Genomic DNA, 21,251 nt, shown 5'->3' with positions numbered 1-21,251 from the left:
TATTGATATTCGATTTAATATTTGAGACAAAAGTGACAGGTGCTACTTCGCGAGCAACTCTTTAGTCAACTACCCTGAATCAAGTGCAAAGCAATCTGCTCGCCGTGCTTTTCGCCCTAGCATCGGCATTAACAATCGCATGGGGCACCGTGGTCAGACACCGGATCGCGCTCCGCACCCCAAAAGATGGCTCCCTAAGGAGCTCACCTTTACTCAATGCTCTGATGACACCGATGTGGTGGGCAGGCATGAGTACCGCGATGCTGGCATATTTCTTACAAACAGTAGCACTTGGTTTCGGCACCCTCTTGGTAGTGCAACCAGTGCTTGTCCTGTCGCTGATGTTCACACTGCCACTCTCAGCACGATTCAATGGCTACCGACTACGCCGAACTGAAATCTTCTGGGCTACCCTCCTCACCGTAGCCGTGGGCATCATGATCGTTTTGGGACGCCCCCTTCCCGGAAACCCCCATCCCCCACTCGATCGATGGATTCCAGTACTTTTAGTCGGCGTTGCAGTAATGGGCGGAATGTGGCTGCTTGCGGAATACGTATTAAAGAAGGACAAAGCACTCATCCTTGGCCTTGTGACAGGCGCATTGTTTGGCTACGTAGCAGTGATGTCCAAAGCCGCGGTGGATCTTTTTGTCCATCAAGGCATAACGGGACTCATCTTGAACTGGGAAGGCTACGGCCTAATCCTCACCGCATTACTTGGAACAATCGTGCAGCAGTATTCCTTTAACGCTGGCGAACTACAAAAATCGCTACCCGCCATGACCATTGCCGAACCAATTGTCGCCTTCAGTTTGGGCTACTTGGTTCTGGGCGAAAAATTCCAAGTCGTGGACTGGGAATGGATCGCCATGGGCATCGCACTCTTGGTGATGATTGTTTCCACCATTGCACTGTCTCGTACAAGCACAATGCCGGCCGGATCGAAAAGGTAAAACTCCAAAGTTCCCCCCCGAGACATGACAGCACTGGAACTGGGCGTCGAAAAGCTTTTTTAAAAGAAAACTCCCCCCGAGTTGCTACCCACACCACAAAGTTGTTGTATGCTTCACCACATGACTTCGCGTGCGAATCTACTTCTTCTTCGCCGCGGCGGGTCCCAGAGGTCTTAACACGACCGGCATCCCGTCGCGGAGTTTGGTGTTGCCGGTCGTGGACCCACCCAAAACTTTTTAAGAAGGTTGAACACAATGTCTCCTAACGATGCATTCATCTCCGCACCTGCCAAGATCGAAACCCCAGTTGGGCCTCGCAATGAAGGCCAGCCAGCATGGAATAAGCAGCGTGGCTCCTCAATGCCAGTTAACCGCTACATGCCTTTCGAGGTTGAGGTAGAAGATATTTCTCTGCCGGACCGCACTTGGCCAGATAAAAAAATCACCGTTGCACCTCAGTGGTGTGCTGTTGACCTGCGTGACGGCAACCAGGCTCTGATTGATCCGATGTCTCCTGAGCGTAAGCGCCGCATGTTTGAGCTGCTGGTTCAGATGGGATTCAAGGAAATCGAGGTCGGTTTCCCTTCAGCTTCCCAGACTGATTTTGATTTCGTTCGTGAGATCATCGAAAAGGACATGATCCCTGACGATGTCACCATTCAGGTTCTGGTTCAGGCTCGTGAGCACCTGATTCGCCGTACTTTTGAAGCTTGCGAAGGCGCAAAAAACGTTATCGTGCACTTCTACAACTCAACCTCCATCCTGCAGCGCAACGTGGTGTTCCGCATGGACAAGGTGCAGGTGAAGAAGCTGGCTACCGATGCCGCTGAACTGATCAAGACCGTCGCTCAGGATTACCCAGACACCAACTGGCGCTGGCAGTACTCCCCTGAGTCCTTCACCGGCACTGAGGTTGAGTACGCCAAGGAAGTTGTGGACGCAGTTGTTGAGGTCATGGATCCAACTCCTGAGAACCCAATGATCATCAACCTGCCTTCCACCGTTGAGATGATCACCCCTAACGTTTACGCAGACTCCATTGAATGGATGCACCGCAATCTAAACCGTCGTGATTCCATTATCCTGTCCCTGCACCCGCACAATGACCGTGGCACCGGCGTTGGCGCAGCTGAGCTGGGCTACATGGCTGGCGCTGACCGCATCGAAGGCTGCCTGTTCGGCAACGGCGAGCGCACCGGCAACGTCTGCCTGGTCACCCTGGCACTGAACATGCTGACCCAGGGCGTTGACCCTCAGCTGGACTTCACCGATATACGCCAGATCCGCAGCACCGTTGAATACTGCAACCAGCTGCGCGTTCCTGAGCGCCACCCATACGGCGGCGACCTGGTCTTCACCGCTTTCTCCGGTTCCCACCAGGACGCTGTGAACAAGGGTCTGGACGCCATGGCTGCCAAGGTTCAGCCAGGTGCTAGCTCCACTGAAGTTTCTTGGGAGCAGCTGCGCGACACCGAATGGGAGGTTCCTTACCTGCCTATCGATCCAAAGGATGTCGGTCGCGACTACGAGGCTGTTATCCGCGTGAACTCCCAGTCCGGCAAGGGCGGCGTTGCTTACATCATGAAGACCGATCACGGTCTGCAGATCCCTCGCTCCATGCAGGTTGAGTTCTCCACCGTTGTCCAGAACGTCACCGACGCTGAGGGCGGCGAGGTCAACTCCAAGGCAATGTGGGATATCTTCGCCACCGAGTACCTGGAGCGCACCGCACCAGTTGAGCAGATCGCGCTGCGCGTCGAGAACGCTCAGACCGAAAACGAGGATGCATCCATCACCGCCGAGCTCATCCACAACGGCAAGGACGTCACCGTCGATGGCCACGGCAACGGCCCACTGGCTGCTTACGCCAACGCGCTGGAGAAGCTGGGCATCGACGTTGAGATCCAGGAATACAACCAGCACGCCCGCACCTCGGGCGACGATGCAGAAGCAGCCGCCTACGTGCTGGCTGAGGTCAACGGCCGCAAGGTCTGGGGCGTCGGCATCGCTGGCTCCATCACCTACGCTTCGCTGAAGGCAGTGACCTCCGCCGTAAACCGCGCGCTGGACGTCAACCACGAGGCAGTCCTGGCTGGCGGCGTTTAAGCTTTACGACGCCTCCCCCTAGGCCCTACACACCGAAAGGTTCTGCCCTCACTCCATGTGGAGTGAGGGCAGAACCTTTTTTACTTTAGGAGTCTTTAGATCTACGTCCACGAAGAACAAAGAACACACCAGCAATAACAGCCAGTAATGCTCCACCTACCAGCCACAACACGTTGGCATCGGTAGACGCCAGAATACTAGGGCGACTCGGATCTTTCTCAGTGGTGCTGCCAGTTATATCCTCAGCTGGCGGCGTGATCGGAGGGGTAGGTACCAGCGGAGTCGTCGTGGTTTCTGTCGAAGTAGGGGGCTGTGGTGAAGTTGGGGTCGGAGTCGGATCTGGGTCTGGGTCCGGAGTCTCCTTTGTCTTGATCACCACATCACACTGCCACGCATCGCCTGTCACATTACCCACAGGCAACGTGATCAAGAACGGCTCAGAAGTTTTATAATCCTTATGCGGATTCTCAGGCGTGATCTCACGAATCAAGTACAAACCGACGGGAAGCAACTTTTGAAATTTCGCAGCTCCCGCCACATCAGTTTCTGCAGTAAAGCGCTGAGAAAATCCTCGCTCCTCTGCCTGCTTCACCGACAGGGAATTCGCTAAATTCCAACCTTCATCAGACGTGATATCCACATCATTAATCAGCAGGGCTTCAAAAGTTAGCCCAGAAATCACACCAGCAGGAATGTTCCCTGGCTGCGCATTCTGATACGGCTTATGTTTTTGCTTTTGAATTTCCAAGGAGATGCCATTAATGCAGCTCTGCGAAATAGTCTCAAAAGAAACGTCAGAAACATTGCCAGTAATTGTTCTAGCCGAAACTGGCCCAGCAAAAGCCAGCGACCCAGCCAAACCAACTGTCAACATAGACGCCATAACACGACGAGAAGAAAGGAGATTCATCGAATAGTTTCCTGTTCAAATTTCCGAGTGGACTTCTTACGACTGCGCACAAAAATCACGATGAAAACCATGATCACTGCACCGGCAACAACAAGCATCCACCAATCAAGTTTACTACCAGCTTCCTCAAACACCGCTGCCTCATTGGGGTCCATGGGGACTCGGTGGCCCGTCACCAACAACCGGTGGCTATTGATGCCGTAAGGAGTACATGTAATGACAGTAAGGAGGTCCTCCCCCTCCACGATCCGCAAAGAATCGGTCTCTTCAGGCAAGACAACACGAATGTCACTGACTTCATATTTCAAATCTTGCCCAACTGTCCTTATATATATGCTTTCACCAAGCTCGACTTCATCTAGTCGATTCAGGATCGTCGCACTAACAATTCCAGTGTGGCCCGTAAGCACCGAGTGAGTACTCTGTCCACCTACCGGCAACGATGTGCCATACAAATGGCCAATTCCCTTTTCTAGGGTTTCCTCATCAGTTCCGTGATACATCGGGAGATTCACATCAATCGTCGGAATAACTAACTGCCCCATGGCATTGCCATCCGAAAGCTGCGTTAAGTAATCGTTGTACTCAGGACTCACAGGATTCTCTGGACCATTCCACGCATCATAAAGCGGCAAATCGCCCACTCGATTGTTGTACTCAATAGCAGCCTCCAACGAAGCCTGTTGGCTTGCAAGAGGAAGAATATCGCGATCCGCACTGTAGTTTTTTGCAGCGCGAGTTTGTTCCCAGTCATTTAAAGATGACGCCACAACGGGATAAAGCATTGTCACAACACCAGCCAAAAACACCAAAACAGCAATAGACAATGCCAAAAACCGAATCGGCGAACGCCTCTGAGTTTTATGCTGACTCATTGTTCAACTTCTCCGTTTCGTTTCCGGATTGCTGCCACAATGTAAGTGCCAGCCACCAACACTGTTGCTCCAAAAATGACAGCCCACCAAGGGAATCCTGGAATATCTGGAACCACAGCAGCTGCAACAATGTCAGCTTCTGGAGTCGGCGTCACCCTCTCCGCAGTTACCAAAATCCTATGACTATTGATTCCCAACGGAGTACACGTAATCAACGTGATGAGGTCCTGCCCAGGTTCAGCCATAATCGCTTGTGTGTCATCAGGCGAGATCACCCGAGTTTCCGTGACTTCATAAGTCAACACCTGATCAAGTACCGAAACAGTAAACCGATCGCCAACCTCAGCACGATCAAGCTCATTGAAAAGCGTTGCTTCAGGCAAGCCACGGTGAGCAGTAAGCACAGACCTGGTACCTTCACCTCCCACAGGAAGTGACGTACCTTCCAAGTGGCCAATGCCATGCTTCAAGGTTTCTTCGGAAGTACCGTGATAAATGGGAAGATCGATGCCTAAGGAATCGTATTTCATACGCCCCATGAACCCATTGTCACCAACATTCAACAACTCGTTGTATACAAGCTGATCATTGCTGGACACACCATCACCGACGGCAATATTCGCACCGGCATTAAGAACTGCCCCACTAGCGAGGGCTTCATTATATTGATGCGCCAACTCAAACTGACGAGCCCGAAAAGCTGCATCATTATTGGGAGGCTGCTGAAGTTGAGACATCGCAAACGCCGTAACCTTCGACTGCTCACGTTGATTAAACCATGAGGCAGTCTGGGGATAAAGAAAGATTGCCATACCCACAACAATTAACAGGCCAGCAAGAATCTGTAACCACGGAAAGCCCCCAGAGCGACTCCTAGTTTCGCCTGGGTGCGGTGACGTTATCAACGATTCTCCTTGAAATATCAAACAATGAGCAGTGGCGGTGTCGCTTTTGTGCGCCACCGCCAACCAAAACCACTAGTGGTTCAGCCTTGGGAAAACTATGCTTCGTTACGGCGACGCAGTGCGTAAACTGCACCTGCACCAACAAGCATCAATGCAAGACCGCCAATGGTCATCATCAAAGTGCCCTGACCACCAGTGAGAGGAAGGTTTGGACCATCCTTCTTGGTGTTCTCGAAATCAACAACAAGCTTTGCAGTGGTTCCAGGGGTGATGTTCACCTTCTGAACTGGTCCTGCAACATAACCGGAAGGAGCCTTGGTTTCATACAGGCAGTAATCTTTGTTTGGATTCGCGATTTCTCCATCAGAAGAGTTTGCAATCCACAGTCCAAGTGGATTATCCGGGGTAACGTCGTTCCAACGAACAACGCCCTCAGCATCGGAAACACCGGTTGCAATTGCATCAGTCTCAGGTGCTTCTGGTGCACAGACACCATTCTCTGCGTTGTTGAATACGGCGAACTCTGCTCCAGCGAGCTTGTTAACCATTCCAGTATCGCCCTTGTTCACAGTCAGCTGTCCCCAGTAGGTGTGTGGGGTGGTGCCGCCAGGAGTGGTTCCACCGTTAAACTCAGAACCGTAACCTGGCTTGTCTGGGCCTTCGCTACCTGGGTTATCGATATCACCGGTCTCTGTTACGGCAAGAACAGTGGTGGTGAAGACAACTTCAATGGTGTCGCCAGCCTTAATTTCAGCAAGCTTCTTCTCAGTCAGTGACCAAGAAACAACACCTGCATCAATGGTGTAGTCAGTGCCTTCAACAAGTGGAGTCCCATTGAGGGAAACGGAGGTGGTACCTGCATACTCAAGCTCTGCAGGATTCAAAACATCCCAAATGGTCGCAGAGGTGTATTGCTCGCCATCATTCAGAGCGGGCACGGTCTGGCTGATTGTCCACTCAACAACGCTACCAACGGTAAGTCCCTTACCAGCCTGATCCGAATCAGAGTTGATGGTCTTAGTAGGCGCATCTACTTCCTGGTTCTTTGGGTACACGTGAACGTCGTAGAGCCAGTTCTGCTGAGCATGTGGCAGTGGGATGGAAACGTAAAACGGAGCGGTCCTACTGACAATATTTGCAGGGGCATCAGTTTCCTGAACGTAGTACAAGCCAAGGTCAAGGTTGCCGAAGGTGTACTCGCCAGCAGAGTTAGTAGTTCTAGCAGTGCCTCCATCAACGAGGCAGAAATCATTTTGAACTGCGGAAAGCTCACGAGGTGCGGCACCAGTTGGAACCTGCGCCCAATCGTTGGTGTTAGCCAAATCGATTGGCTCACAAGAATCACCGTCATTGGTACCAAGACGCCAAATGGTAAATTCAGCACCTTCAAGTGGCTGTCCACCCGGCACGGAGATCTCCTCACCGGTACCGGCGTTACCCTCCTGGCCCACGTACTTATGAACAGTTAGGGAACCATGTGTAGGTGCGCCTGGCTGATCGGGACCAACTGCTGTTGCTTGTTGTGCAGAAGCAACCTGCCCCATAGAAATGACACCAGCCACTGCGACGGCAACTGTGCCGACGGCGGCGGTGAGGCGCCTAAACGCCGATGACTTGCTAGTCATTTTTCCTCCGTATGAATTTCTTTTCCTCTGCCGCAATGCCGGCCACAAAAGGGGTAAAAAGATGTGGTTTCTTTTAGCTAAAACTGACCATGAGATGCGATCCCTGCCCCAGCTTTCACAACGCATACTTGCTAAAGCCCTCAACATCATCGCACCTTTTATTCGAAACTTATATACGAAAAACAGCCACTTATTAACTTCTTATACGGTTCTTATACAGAATTAGTTATGCTTTCAACGCCCTGGAATTCACTTTAAAAATCTTGGTGATCTACCGGTTCAAAAAGGACCCAATTAGCAGATTTCCTTAGCTCAAACTCGGTAATTTGAGCCAATTCACCTTGGATTTAAAACCCCCGCTCAAAGCCCAAGTTTTCTGCAAAATATATCAATTTCATATAATATTTTAAGTGTCAGGATTCGTTAGAATTTGACATTTTTCACCATCGTTTACTCAACTCCACCCCAATGGATAAACCTTAGAAAACCTTAGAAAACCTTAGTTTTGTGCAATTTTTTCAACCCCATTCGAGGGTAAAAATCAAATTCTTTAAGTTTTGTCAAAACTCAAAAAAGACGAGCTTAAAGCTATTTTTTCATCGAAATGCAACCATAATATCCCTGAAAAAGCATTAGGAGGAAAAAATAATTAAATTCAATGTGAAAAAGTGGTCGAAGATGCCACCCGATCAATCTTTAATTCTGCACATTCACAACTCACCACCACCTCCAGGAAGGCAGTGCCACACCCCTCACCCCAGCTCAAATCCAACCCCAAATTGACCATCCCAAAGGCCTTCCGCGCACCCACTAGAATTTGATTATTTTTACTCCTTTTCAAACGACATATTTCAATAAAAGTCCCACGTTCCCCCGCTCTGAACCTGCCAAATCTATGTGAAATTACCCACTCTAATATTCGTACAGTTATTTATTTGTCTACAAAACAAGTAGATACAGATTTCTACACGGTTTCTGACATAAAAATGCAAAGAACCCCACCTGGAAGCAACCTATTTAAAGCCACTTCCGGGTGGGGGGTTAAGTCATCTTAAAAATGACTTCGTGTGATCTACTTTTCGCGGCGACGTAGTTTATTTAGTCCGACGGCGCCAGCTCCAAGAGCTAGAACGAGCACACCGAGGATTGAGAAGAAATCTCGTCCAATTCCACCTGTCAATGGAATTACCGGTGCATCACGTTTGTCGTTGACCAACCTTCCGAGATCCCAATCCAGTCTCGCAGGATCAGCGTTACTAACCGTGAACGTAATATCTTCATCTCGAAGTTGGTAACCGGCAGGTGCCTTAGTCTCCTTCAAGACATATTCACCCCAAGCTAGACCTTCAAGTTTGAACTGCCCTGATGCTGGATCAATATCTAGCACGCCTTCACAATCTGCTGTTACGCAATCTTGGATTGCAACTGAATCAGTTCCAGGTCCCGTCAACTGCCATTCTGAGCCTTCAAGAAGCACGTCGTTCGAATCAGTCTTGAACCAAATAACAGACCCTAGCTGCTGCGTCGTCCTGTTAGTGACCGTAATCAGATGAGCGTCGGTTGCATCCAAAGGCACTGAAATTACTGCAGCAGAAAACTCTGGCTCCCCGTCCCATGAATAGGAAGGATCGTTGCTTACTGGCTGTTCAGGTCGTTCTTCAGAAAGCACTGAGCACTCAGCACCCAGGGGAATCTCATGCGTTGCATCTGCATGCCAGGTATCGCCTGCAGCAATGCCACCCCAGGTACCAGTTACAGTCTCATCATCAAGACGGCAGCTGAAATTACCCGAATACTTAAGATCCGAGTCCGCGGTTCCTTCAAGCACCTTTGTTACATCAAACTTGCCATACACACGCTTCACTGCGTTTGTGACAGTAACCTCGCCAGTTTCATCGCTAGCAATGATCGCAGAATTACTGATCCTTGGAACATCCCAGGTCCAGGAATTGTTTGGCAAACCGTCTGTAGCCTCAGGAAGCGTTTCAGTAACTGAGCATTCAGTACCAGAAGGCAAGTCTTCGCCTGCAGGATCCAGCACAGCTTCACCTGCGCCAGTTGAAGTCCAAGAACCTTCACGGACTACCTTCTCATCAAGCTTGCAGACATAAGCTCCCTTGAACTCAGTGTTCTCTCCAAAACCAGCTAGGACAGAGTCGTTGAATTCTTTGATGATTTTAAATGCACCTGTCGCGGGCTTATTCACATAGGTGCAGTCCACAGTATCGCCAGGCTCAACATCAGCAAGAGTCGTGCTTTCCGGACCAGACAGATCTACCGAACGTTTAGAACCAGTTAGTGAAGTGACTTCACATTTGCCCGACTGGAATTGGTAGCCGTCCTGCATAACTTCAGATACAAACACTGAAGATGTCTGGTCAAAGCTGGAGAACTTCATCTCCCAGGAAGCAGTACCCTCCGCATCTGTCTGCTGAACAGCCGCATTGGGGGTCACCTCAAGTGTTGAGTCCGCGGAAGCCGAAACATCCCAGCCAGCTCGAGGTTGTGGGTTTTCGCCCTGAGCATCAGTAACCTGCTTGGTCACGTTCACTGTTGCCACCAGTGGAGAATTTCGAATCACGCAGTTAACCGAATCTCCATCAGCGGGAATCACAACCGAGCCTGAGGTTCCATGTTCTTGGTCAAGCTCTATTTCAACACCGCTAATGTAAGTAACTGTGCACTGATATGCGGTGGCATAATTTGCCAGATTAGTTCCATTTGCGCCGGTTTCAGCGAAATTGAGCGTAACGTTTCGTCCCGTTGGCAACGGTCCAATGCGATCTTCTTGGATTCCCAGATCAGAACCAGTGGTTGTAGCTCGCGCCAATTGTTCAGATCCCTGATTCAGGGTCAGAGTAAATTGATCATCAGCATTGACTCGCCCACCAATTACTTCTTTTTCAATGGTGATGGTTGCGGGAGAAGAACAGCTGGCAAGGTCAGTTCCTGAATAACCACTGGTAACAACATCTTGCCGGTTATTCCAACCGGGCATCGCATAGGAACGAATCTGGCTTTCAGATCCCAGGTACGCACGGCCTGAGGAATCAAATGCAACGCCGTTGACGTTACTCATGGTTGTAAAATTATTTGATCCTGAAGTCGTGATGGATCCGCCGTTTGCAGCCTCAAAATTCTCTGCTGTCACACTGAATACTGTGGTGGTTGATCCACTACCTCGAACAACAAAGAGGTCGCCGGCAGCATTGAAAGCCATGTCACCGTTGGCGGTGGGGTTGGAAAATCTAGAAGTTTGGATCTGACCCTTGTAGGAGAATCTATTCTGAGAGGATTGCTCCGGATCGTATTCCCAAATTTTGAAAACCTGCCCACTCCCCGATGCTTGGAATCCACCAAAGTAGTATTTACCGTTACTCAGATTAACGGCACCTGCCACTAATGTTCCTTGGTAAAATCCAGGGGAATTAGCGGTGTTATAAGAGTCGCCGGTATCTGACCATCGTTCAGTTCCGGGATCAAAACTGTACATTTTTGCGGTACGTGCATTGTTTTGGCGTTCGTAGGCATAGACAGTTTGACCGAAGTCGCCAATGCCCAGTCCGTTAAAACTGGCTACGCCCGCTGCGCTGCGTCCGATATTGGTCACACTGCCATTTGTTACTTGCTGGAGCTGCCCAGTAGCGCTAATTCCGTACACGTATCCAGGTTCACAGGTCAGGCTATCACCTGCCCGCGCTGCGCGAAAAGCCATTGGTGCGCCTTGTTGGACTTCAAAGGTTCCGAAATCGTGAATGTCAACGCCATTCCATTTTGCAGAATCCTCGTCGTCGTCACCAATGGTTTGGGGGTTTTCGCCTTCAATCACCCAGGAGTACCCCTCTGGCGCCTCGACCTGGCTGAGGCGGTAGTTTTCGCCTTCTTCCAGACGTGAACCCAGTCCGGTGTCCCGGTTTTCTAAGAGAATCTCACCGGCGGTGGTGTCGATATCAAGCTGATCTTGGTCTTTTAATGCTGCGCAGATCTCATCGCAGTCTTCGATTTGATCGGCTCCTGGTCCGGATACCCATTCATCGCCGTCTCGGTGCTCAAGCTTAAAAGTTGCTCCAGGCACGAGATTTCCCTCGGTGTCTCGCACATCCCAGTGAATGTACGGAGCAGTAGGCTCTTCGCCCAAAAGGGTGTCAATTAGATCTAGGGGATTAGTGGTGGGAAGTTCGATACCATCATCGACTTTTTCTGAATCTTGCTCTGTTTCAGTATCGGTTAAATCTGGTGACGTAACCTCTTCGACATTGGTTTCCGTTTCTTCATCAGCCAAAACTGGTGCAGCTCCGGTAAGGCCAAGGCCCGCTACTAAAGCAGCGGCAGCGGCGCTCGATAGGACACGCCGGCCAAGAGGCTGTGCAGCTTTGCCCCACAATGAAACCTTCGGTGAAGTGCGCATTATCCTCCCTGGCCAAGGGGGAACCTTTACGCTCGGTTCGCGTCCCTTGTCTTTCTAATTCCTAAAGTTTTCTACCCCAGATGGGCACAGGTCTTGCTAATCGCAAGCTAGTAAACCATAGGGATATCGCCTCTGACCAGAAGGTTTCAAGGACCGTGGCAGCTTAAATCCAAGAAAAACTAGCCCTATTTAAGAGAATTCATTTATGTTTCTCACATAGATTTAATAAAGCGTGTAATTTGATTAGTTTTCTTCTTATGTATCGCTTTTAATATCTGCACCTGAGTAAATTTTCTAAGGAACTCCACTACCCCCGAATAACCCCTCACACCCCGCCCAGCCTGTCAAAATGTGTTCCCAGTCACTAAGAATTATTGTCTGGTTATTTTTATTTGAGAATGACTGTCGCTGTTATAAACCACCTTGACATTGGCCAAAAATCCAATATCTTTCAACCCTAAACATCCAACTGGTGTGCGTTGTCCGGATCGTTCCGCTGAGCAATGCTGTGAAAACTCACTAAACAACTAGAGTTGTAAAAATGAGCACCACTTCGGAATCACAAGATCGCGCCGCAAGAATCGAAGCTGAGCGCCAAGAAGCTATCGAGGCGGCTCCTTTTGTTTCCGTCACCATTCAATCAAGTGGCATCCATCCATCAACGTCACGCATGGTCACCATTGACCTTGTGACACTGTCCCCTGGTTTAGAGCCGGTGGAAACTTTTCACGCCGTGTTGGATTCCAAAACTGATCCAGGTCCTTTCCACCTCCATGGTGTGACCGAGGAAGAGTTCGCCAGCGCTAAACGTTTCGGCCAGATTCTGAAAAGTTTGGACCGACTCATCGATGGCCGTACCTTGTTGATTCACAATGCTGCGCGGAGCTGGGGCTTTATTGTTTCTGAAGCCAAGCGCGCAATGAATGATGCTGCCCGGGCGAATCGAAACAACAATCGTGGGAACCGCCGTGGTGGGCGCGGCCGCCGCAGGCAGCGCGTGGGGCACATCCCAAAGCCGCTGGTGATCGTCGATACGCTTGCATCGGCGCGTCGACAAGCAATCGCTTTGGACGACGTGCGCATCCGGGGTGTCGCACATGCCCTCGGCCTTGACGCGCCTGCAGCGGAGGCGTCGGTGGAACGCGCGCAGGTGCCACACCGCCAGTTGTGTCGCGAGGAAACGCTGCTGGTAGCCAAGCTTTTCAGCTCATTGAGGGAGTCTGGACCACTGGCAGAAATCGATCCACAATCTTTGCGCGCCGATAAATTCGGGTTGCAGCGCTCGGCCATCCGAGTGCAGGCCCAGGAAGCTACGTCAACGCTGGTAAACCCCGGAAAATATGAGCCAGGCAAGACGCTGATCGCGGGCATGGAAGTGGTTGTCGCGCCGGAAATTGAGGTAGATCCGGACATCATTATTCAGGCAAGCGTGGACGCAGATTTGGCGTATTCTGAGAAACTCACCAGGCAGACGTCGGTGGTTGTGTGCAATCAGACGCGCGATATCGACGGCAAAGCGATGCACGCGCAGCGTAAAGGAATTCCGTTGCTATCTGACGTTGCCTTCTTAGCAGCTGTTAAAAGGGTAAAAGAAGGGAAGAAAGCGGACGTCGAAAAGCACTAGTGGCGTTTGCTTAACTAGACTCGTTTTTCATGAAGCTTTCACTGCCTGCACCCCTACGCCGTTTGCGCAGCACTGCCGCCATCGTCTCAGCAAAAGTTGCGACATCCGCGTCCAAAGCGACCGGTCGCGGATCCGGTGGCATGATCGGCGGACTGGTGGCCAGCAAGGTAGACCCGGACATCATGTCCAACCTCATCAACAACCGCCCAACAGTGCTGGTCACGGGCACAAATGGCAAGTCCACCACCACCCGCATGCTGGCCGCCGCGATGCGCAGCACTTACACCGTCGCCACCAATGAAGGCGGCGACAACATGGACGCCGGCATCATTTCTGCGCTGCTCGCAGGCCGAAACGCCTCACACGTGGTCTTGGAAGTCGATGAGCTGCACGTACCCGCCGCCATCGAACGCCTCAAGCCCGACGCCCTCGTGCTGCTCAACCTTTCCCGCGACCAGCTCGACCGCGTTGGCGAAATTAACAAAATCGAACGCGTCCTCCGCGACGCCGTCCGCTCCCGCCCGGAAATGACCGTCATCGCCAACTGCGACGACGTGCTTGTCACCTCCGTGGCCTTCGACGCCGAAAACGTCATCTGGGTCGGCGCTGGCACCGGCTGGCAAGGCGAATCAGTCACCTGCCCACGCACCGAATCCCGCATCCTCCACGACGGACGTCACTGGAGCGCCGAGAAGACGCTTCTCGACGGCCGCACCTTCGCACGTCCCACCCCCTCATGGGAGGTCGAGGGTGATGCCATCCATTCACCATCCGGCGACCTCACTTTGGATCTCAACCTCCCAGGTCAGGCCAACCGTGGCAACGCGGCACAAGCAATCGCAGCCTCCACCGTATTTAATGTGCCCGTTTCCTCCGCACTGCCCGCAGTCAACTCCGTCAACAACGTTGCTGGACGCTATTCCACCATCACTGTCGGTGAACACAAGGTCCACCTCCTGCTCGCCAAAAACCCAGCAGGCTGGCAAGAAGCCCTCTCCATGGTTGATCGCACAGCTGATGGCTTAGTCATCGTCGTCAATGGCCAGGTTGCCGACGGCGAAGACCTCTCCTGGCTTTGGGACGTCCGCTTCGAAGACTTCGAAAACCTCTCCGTTAAAGCCTCCGGCGAGCGCGGCACCGACCTGGCAGTCCGCCTCACCTACGCCGAAATCGACCACGAGCTCATCTCCAACCCCGTCGACGCCATCGCAGCCTGCCCTCCCGGCCGCATCGAAGTCCTCGCCAACTACACCGCATTCCGAGACCTCAAAAAGGCTCTGGAGAAAGGGACCGAACAATAATGACCACCCTCAACATCGGCCTCATCCTCCCCGACGTACTCGGAACTTACGGCGACGACGGCAACGCACTAGTCCTGCGCCAACGCGCACGCATGCGTGGCATTAATGCTGAAATCCAGCGCGTCACCCTCGACGACGCCGTCCCCTCCAACCTCGACCTCTACTGCCTCGGCGGCGGCGAAGACACCGCACAGATCCTTGCCACCGAACACCTCACCAAAGACGGCGGCCTCCAAACCGCAGCCGCCGCAGGCCGCCCCATCTTCGCAGTCTGCGCAGGTCTCCAGGTACTCGGCGACTCCTTCCGCGCCGCCGGCCGCGTCATCGACGGCCTTGGGCTTATCGACGCCACCACCGTCTCTTTACAAAAACGAGCCATCGGAGAAGTCGAAACGACACCAACCCGCGCCGGATTCACCGCCGAGCTGACCGAACGACTCACCGGCTTTGAAAACCACATGGGTGCCACCCTGTTGGGTCCCGACGCCGAACCACTTGGACGAGTCGTCCGCGGTGAAGGCAACACCGATGTCTGGGCAGCCTCCGAAAACACCGATGACCAACGCCAACAATTCGCCGAAGGCGCCGTCCAAGGCAGCATCATCGCCACCTACATGCACGGCCCCGCACTCGCCCGAAACCCCCAACTCGCCGACCTCATGCTCGCAAAAGCAATGGGTGTCGCGCTGAAAGACCTGGAGCCTTTGGACATCGACGTCATCGACCGCCTCCGCGCCGAACGCCTGGCCTAGTTTTTCTTGAGTTCCGGGTTTCCTCTCATTGAGGGAACCCGGTTTCTCTTTGTTGCCACAAGGTGAGTTAGTCTTCCGGGTGGCCTAGCTTCCCGTCCCACCCCGCAGTAACCGGAGGAGCTACATTCTGTGTCTGCCACTTACTGCCCGGTGACGCCACCAGCCACTTCCCGTCATACCCCTTGAACCAGACTTCAGGGCACCACCAGTTTCAGCTGACTTTCTCCGCGGATCCGCAATCCTCTTACTGAGCTCACCCACCAGCCATTCCAGAGGTCCACGACGGAAAAGCAAGCTCCACAGACCAGAAATAATCAGCACTCCCAAAATCTGGATCGCCAGTGCCAAGTTGAGCTCCTGATCTGTGGAATAATCACCGATCGCATAGAAGTGCAGAAAAGCCATGTGACAGACATAGAGCGTCAAGGTCATAGAACCAGCTGCAGCCAGAGGCCACAACAATCTCGGGAAGACTCGGCATATCAGCAAAGTTGCGCCGAGAACCGACACCGCCACACCGGTACTCAACAGCAGCGAGAAAAAGGTGTTGGTGTGCGGCCCCGCGACAGTAAGCCACCAGAATGAGGAAGTCGGCAGATCCTCACCAGGTCCTTCTGTTAGGAAAGCCTCCACCATTTCTTGAGTAATCCGCACCTCAGAGTAGAGCATGCCCTCATATCCGCCCAGGAAATTAACCGCCATACGAGACATCAGCCAGCCAGATACTGCAGCAAACGCGCCGAAGCCAAACAACCCCAGTTGCACCTGAATCCGGTTCAATTGCATCCGTCCAAGAGCCAACCCCACAAGCATGTAGGCGGACCAGGTCGTTACCGGATAAGTTCCGGTGAACAACAAAGTTCCCAACACATCTGCGGGATTGGAGATTAAATCCGCAGGTACAGGGCTGAGAATGCGTTCATACGGCTCCGCTGACCGCACGAAGTACTGTGCGATCGGCCCAGCAAGCATGATTAGTAATGCCCAGGTGCAGAGAGTTCGTTTACGAACTCCAAGGAAAAGACTGGCCAGCAGAAAAAGTACCGCGTAGTACGGCAAGATATTGAACACTGGAGGATCCAGCCAAAGATTAGACAACAAACCGATGAAGAGAATCAGCAGTGCGCGGACGAAGAGCTGCACACGAGCATTGATCCGACGCTCCGGGCGTAGCCCCTTGGATCCACCGGTGGACAGCGCAATTCCCACCCCTGCCAACACCGCGAACAAGGCTGCGGCATTTCCTGCGGTCATCATCCACAGGACGGTGACTCGCTCGGCCTCCTCATTCCATGGATCGAGGGTGTGCACCGAAAACATTCCGAACAGGGCCAAACCACGTGCAACATTGATACCAATGATCCTCCCCTTGCTCCACTGCCGTTCGGCACCGTATTCTTCCTCCGCCCGATAGGTACCCACTGCGGTGGTGCCGAACTTGATCGGCTGGGCTTCATCGCCATGACCAGTCCATACCGAACGTTCTTCACTCCAGCCAGAATGAGGTCGAACATCTACCGGAAGGTCTCCTTCCAGGACTCGCACCTGTTTCTCTTCCAAATGGCTCGTCATTGATCTTCACCTTCCATAACTAGGGTTTCCTGCCCGGTTTCTGCTCTACCGGCGTTACTGGATGTGCTGCCGAGATAACGCACGGGGTTACCTGCCCACTCACTGTTATCAGGGAGGGCTTCCTGACGTTGCACCAATGACCCCGTCCTCACTGTCGTGCACTCCCCGATCACAGCACCCGGAAGAACAAAACTGTTGGGCCCCAACGTCGCACCATCCTCCAAGACGACGGGTTCCATGGACATGACGCGGTCATGAAAAAGATGGGTCTGCAGCACAGTGCCACGGTTGACGGAAGCGAGGTCTGAGATTCTGATGAGATCAAATTCTGGAAGCCACCAGGTCTCACACCACACGCTCCGACCGATCTTCACGCCCAGACAGCGGTGCCACAGATTGAGCATCGGAGTGCCCAGACTCATCCGGACGAATCCAGGAATTGCGAGGGACTCGATGAAGACATCAGCGAGCTCCCCGCGCCACACCAGTGAACTGAACAGCGGCACGCTACGTTCCCGGAATCTGCCTACGAGCAGCCATTTAGCGATCAGCGCAACCAACGCGGCAAGAGATCCTGAAGCCACCAGCACCGGCCACGACCACAAAGACGCGAACATCAGAGAATCAAGTTGAGTCTCCCCACCCAGCCAGTAGTACATGTAGATGGAGGTGAGGATGTACACACTCAGTAGATCCATCCAGTTACTGATCATCGCTGGGATAATTCGGCAGAGTTCAACCCCCGCCCGCAGCACCTTCCTCTGAAATGGCGGCTTATATGTCAGGCTGTCCTCGCCCTTGACTCGTTGCCGGGTGATCTGCATCGGATGTCGTCCCAACCACGAGCTTCCAGCTTCCGGATGGTACGGTGCCGTGGACAGCACCGCCATCAAGGCTCCGTCGGACACATCACGGTCCGGGCCAACAATTGCTGAATTACCGACGAAGCTGCCTTCACCAATCACTGTTGTGCCAACATGCAACCAGCCCCGACACATCCGTGTGGAATTAGCCAGCGCATGGTCAGCCAGAAAACTGCCACTTCGGATCCAGGTTAGGTGCGGGATCGTCTCCACAGTGGAGATCTCAACGTCTTTGCCTACCCGGGCGCCTAGCAAGCGGAACCACAGCGGAGTGAAACTGGAAGCATAGATTGGATACGTGGAAATCAGCGTGCGCTGCATCAGGGTGTGCGTGAGCCAAACCGCAAATCCGGTAAAACTGCGCTGTGGGAAATATCCAGGCCGAATGAACACAGACAGTATCCGAATAACTATCACCACGCCCAGAAGCCAGGTGAACACCATGAGAATAGTGAAAACAGGCACCCACACTATCAGGATTGGGAACACCAGTTCATAGAACTCTAGACGGGAGACAAATGGGAAAACCAGCATGAACCCCGGAACTAGCGCCGCCACCTGAAGTATTCGAAGCACCAGCAGACCACCACCGTAAGTCAGTCCAGAACGAAGCCTACCCATCACCGGAGTTTCCCGGGTGTTGCTTGGGGTGGTCGCAGGCCAGGTTTCACCTGCTGGCCCTTGATAGGTCATCGGAGAGCCACTCCACGTTTCAGGGCCCTCGATGTCACGGTCCACGTTGGTGCCTGGCAGGATCTCCGCCCCCGGTGCGATTCGCACCCCAGGTTGGATGATGCTGCGTGCACCGACACGTACATTTTCTCCGATCGTGATGGTGTCCACAATTAGAGTGTCACCATCAATCCAGTACCCTTCCAGATCCGCTTCAAACTCGACCGTCGCTCCTTTCTCGATGGTCAGCAGTCCAGTGACCGAAGGAGAATGGGAGAGGCTGGTATTCCGTCCCACTTTCGTTCCCAAAAGACGGTGCATCATCGGCGCGAGGGGTGTGCCGTTCAGGTTCTCCAACTGCATGAAAGTCAGAGTGCGTTGCGACGCCCATAGCCTCAGGTGCGTCCATCCGCCGCGCCGGTAACGACCCGCCTTCATCCGGAATGTCAGCGGACGAGTGATCAGAGCCGTAATCATCACCTTGCCAGGCAATGAATACAGCACCAGCCAGGCAATCAACAGCGGGAATCCGGAGATTCCAGGAACCCAGCCTGCATCGAAGAACCGTTCCAAGAGCCACACCACAATTAGGACGCCAGTGACGTAGCGCAGCGCATTAATCAGGTAGAGGAATAACACCCAAAAGCCCTGGAACAGAACTCCTATCCGCGGGATACGCTTTGGCATCGGTCGTTCCTCAGAATCCGACACCAGGCTCTCCAGGTAGTGCGACATCCTTCCCAGGAAAGGATTCTGGTAAAGCTCACCGATCTCCGCCCCGGGGTGGGTCTCGCGGATACGGGCAGCCAATCGAGCCACTGCGACAGAACCACCGCCGAGTTCGAAGAAGTTGGAGTCTGAGGTCAGCGACACCGGACCAAGCTGCTCTACCCAAAGTTCACCGAGGGCAGCGTAACGCTCCGGAAGCCCACCAGTGTCCTGTTGGGTAGCCAAAGGCCAAGGCAGGGCTTTGCGGTCCACCTTGCCGGAGGTCTTCATGGGTAGCTCATCGAGAACGCACAATAAAGGAACAACACCTTTGGGCATCTTCTCTGCGACTAACTTACGGGCCTGCTGCAGGTCGATTGCATCTGGATCTGCACCAGAAAGATATCCCACCAGCACATCGTTACCGGACTCGGTGGTGCGCACCGCAGCTGCGGCAGCATCGACACCAGGGATGTCGTTAAGGTAGCCATCCACCTCGCCCAGCTCCAGACGCCGACCACCGATCTTGATCTGGTCGTCGACCCGTCCAGCGAAGATGAGCCCCTCTGGCTCGGCTTTTACCAGGTCGCCGGTGTGATAGGAACGGTTCCACCCTAAGGCTGGCAGAGCCCTGTAGGATTCCCGGTCCTTCTCTTCATCGAGATAGCGGCCGAGGCCAATACCTCCGACAACCAGCTCACCCGTTTCACCCCAGTTCACCGGAATGCCGTCCTCATTGACCACCGCGAGTTCCCAGCCAACGATGGGACGACCGATCCGCACCGGCGGTTCCGGAGTCATCAGCTGACCGCTGACGATCACTGTGGTCTCGGTTGGCCCGTAGGTGTTCCACAGTTCTCTACCTGGCACGAAGAGCTTTTCGATCAATGGGAGCGGGCATGCCTCCCCCCCAAAGATCAGTAGTCGAACCGCGGTGAGGGAATCGGGATCCCACATCGCCGCGAGTGTTGGCACGGTAGACACCGCGGTGATTTTCTCATCGACAATCCACTGTCCTAGTTCTTCTCCGGAGCGCACAAGATCACGCGGAGCCGCCACCAGTGTGGAGCCGTTACGCCAGGCGAGCCACATTTCTTCACAAGAGGCATCGAAGGCTACCGAGAGTCCTCCCATGACTCGGTCTTGTGGTCCCAGCGGTGCATCAACCAGGTAAAGCAGCCGTTCCGATTCGACTAACGCAGCAGCGGAGCGGTGCGTGATGGCGACACCTTTTGGCTTACCTGTGGTTCCAGATGTGAAGATTATCCAGGCATCATCATCTAGGGTGGCACGACTGTGATCAGTGTTAGGTTCATGACGGCGGACATCGATGCTAAGGCTTAGACCGTAGACTACCGCGACATCCGCTTCCTCCCACACCGTCTGAGCTCTGGAATCAGATTCATCCCAGTCCACAGGTACATAAGCTGCACCGGCGTAGAGGGTGGCCAAAATTGCGACGTAAAGATCGACAGTTCCGGAGGGGACCCGGATTCCTACTCGATCTCCACGCCCAACCCCTGCGGAGCGGAGCCTGCTCACCTCCACCTCAATCGTGTCACGTAGCTCTGAGTAGGTTAAGGTGCCGTTGGTGCCTTCCAGTCCACGAACTTCCGGGTACATTGCAACGGTGGCATCAACAATGTCAATCAGAGTGCACTCCGGCGGAGGAGCCTCCACGCCATAGACCGCATACTTCGGATGGTCCTGAGTGCTCATGATTCCCTCGCCGCGATCGCAACCAGAGCGTTTTGTCGGAATCCGAGGCCACGAGGAGCACTTTGGTAGGAGTTCCCTGCCCGGTCACCCTGGGTAATTGAACATCCAACAGGAAAAGTTGCGAATGCTTGTGACATTAGTATGCTGTAATAATTAAGCTGTGCTGGCAACGTATAGACTCTGCGATGTCGCGATATAGGACTACTGAATCTATTCATAATGTTGAACCTTCCAACGGCCAAGCTCTCACAAGGATCC

The 21,251-nt window shown here is 53.2% G+C and carries 12 protein-coding genes; 5 read left to right on the top strand and 7 right to left on the bottom strand.

Going from position 1 to position 21,251, the window contains the following annotated elements:
* The first annotated feature begins 83 nt into the window (after positions 1–83).
* Positions 84–953, top strand: coding sequence for a DMT family transporter (locus tag KW808_RS01475; RefSeq protein ID WP_011013505.1), 870 nt, complete (start codon positions 84–86; stop codon positions 951–953).
* Positions 954–1,208: 255 nt separating this feature from the next.
* Positions 1,209–3,059 carry a 2-isopropylmalate synthase gene (leuA, locus tag KW808_RS01470; RefSeq protein ID WP_003863358.1) on the top strand — a complete coding sequence of 617 codons (1,851 nt, stop codon included), beginning with the start codon at positions 1,209–1,211 and terminating at the stop codon, positions 3,057–3,059.
* 85 nt (positions 3,060–3,144) lie between these two features.
* On the opposite strand, the gene KW808_RS01465 is transcribed toward leuA, so the two are convergent.
* The 5 genes from KW808_RS01465 to KW808_RS01445 all read right to left on the bottom strand — a co-directional run bounded on the left by KW808_RS01465 (position 3,145) and on the right by KW808_RS01445 (position 11,782).
* Positions 3,145–3,969, bottom strand: a complete 825-nt coding sequence (locus KW808_RS01465; RefSeq protein ID WP_499652456.1) for a surface-anchored protein — start codon at positions 3,967–3,969, stop codon at positions 3,145–3,147.
* Positions 3,966–4,844, bottom strand: coding sequence for a class C sortase (locus KW808_RS01460; RefSeq protein WP_003863361.1), 879 nt, complete (start codon positions 4,842–4,844; stop codon positions 3,966–3,968). Before KW808_RS01460 ends, KW808_RS01465 begins: the two co-directional genes overlap by 4 nt.
* Positions 4,841–5,656: a class C sortase gene (locus KW808_RS01455; RefSeq protein WP_034983480.1), complete on the bottom strand. Its 816-nt coding sequence runs from the start codon at positions 5,654–5,656 to the stop codon at positions 4,841–4,843. Before KW808_RS01455 ends, KW808_RS01460 begins: the two co-directional genes overlap by 4 nt.
* Before the next feature lie 188 nt (positions 5,657–5,844).
* Positions 5,845–7,374: a SpaH/EbpB family LPXTG-anchored major pilin gene (locus tag KW808_RS01450; protein WP_003863363.1), complete on the bottom strand. Its 1,530-nt coding sequence runs from the start codon at positions 7,372–7,374 to the stop codon at positions 5,845–5,847.
* 1,072 nt (positions 7,375–8,446) lie between these two features.
* Positions 8,447–11,782 carry a SpaA isopeptide-forming pilin-related protein gene (locus KW808_RS01445; protein ID WP_003863364.1) on the bottom strand — a complete coding sequence of 1,112 codons (3,336 nt, stop codon included), beginning with the start codon at positions 11,780–11,782 and terminating at the stop codon, positions 8,447–8,449.
* Positions 11,783–12,323: 541 nt separating this feature from the next.
* Here KW808_RS01445 and KW808_RS01440 point away from each other — a divergent pair.
* The 3 genes from KW808_RS01440 to KW808_RS01430 are packed head-to-tail and all read left to right on the top strand — an operon-like array spanning position 12,324 to position 15,459.
* On the top strand, positions 12,324–13,406 hold the full coding sequence (locus tag KW808_RS01440; RefSeq protein ID WP_499652454.1) for a DNA polymerase III subunit epsilon: 1,083 nt from the start codon (positions 12,324–12,326) through the stop codon (positions 13,404–13,406).
* Positions 13,407–13,435: 29 nt separating this feature from the next.
* The gene (locus KW808_RS01435; protein ID WP_003863369.1) at positions 13,436–14,707 is read left to right on the top strand and encodes a Mur ligase family protein; all 1,272 of its coding nucleotides are present in this window, start codon (positions 13,436–13,438) and stop codon (positions 14,705–14,707) included.
* Positions 14,707–15,459 (top strand): type 1 glutamine amidotransferase, encoded by a 753-nt coding sequence (locus tag KW808_RS01430; protein WP_003863371.1) that lies wholly within the window; start codon positions 14,707–14,709, stop codon positions 15,457–15,459. Before KW808_RS01435 ends, KW808_RS01430 begins: the two co-directional genes overlap by 1 nt.
* A gap of 120 nt (positions 15,460–15,579) precedes the next feature.
* On the opposite strand, the gene KW808_RS01425 is transcribed toward KW808_RS01430, so the two are convergent.
* Positions 15,580–17,031, bottom strand: coding sequence for a heparan-alpha-glucosaminide N-acetyltransferase domain-containing protein (locus KW808_RS01425; protein ID WP_003863372.1), 1,452 nt, complete (start codon positions 17,029–17,031; stop codon positions 15,580–15,582).
* Complete coding sequence (locus KW808_RS01420) at positions 17,028–20,993, bottom strand: Pls/PosA family non-ribosomal peptide synthetase (protein ID WP_003863374.1); 3,966 nt, start codon at positions 20,991–20,993, stop codon at positions 17,028–17,030. Before KW808_RS01420 ends, KW808_RS01425 begins: the two co-directional genes overlap by 4 nt.
* Positions 20,994–21,251: the final 258 nt, after the last annotated feature.

Origin of the sequence: [Brevibacterium] flavum (assembly GCF_019317305.1) — a bacterium.
GTDB lineage: Bacteria > Actinomycetota > Actinomycetes > Mycobacteriales > Mycobacteriaceae > Corynebacterium > Corynebacterium glutamicum.
This window is presented reverse-complemented; position numbering and strand designations above follow the sequence as displayed.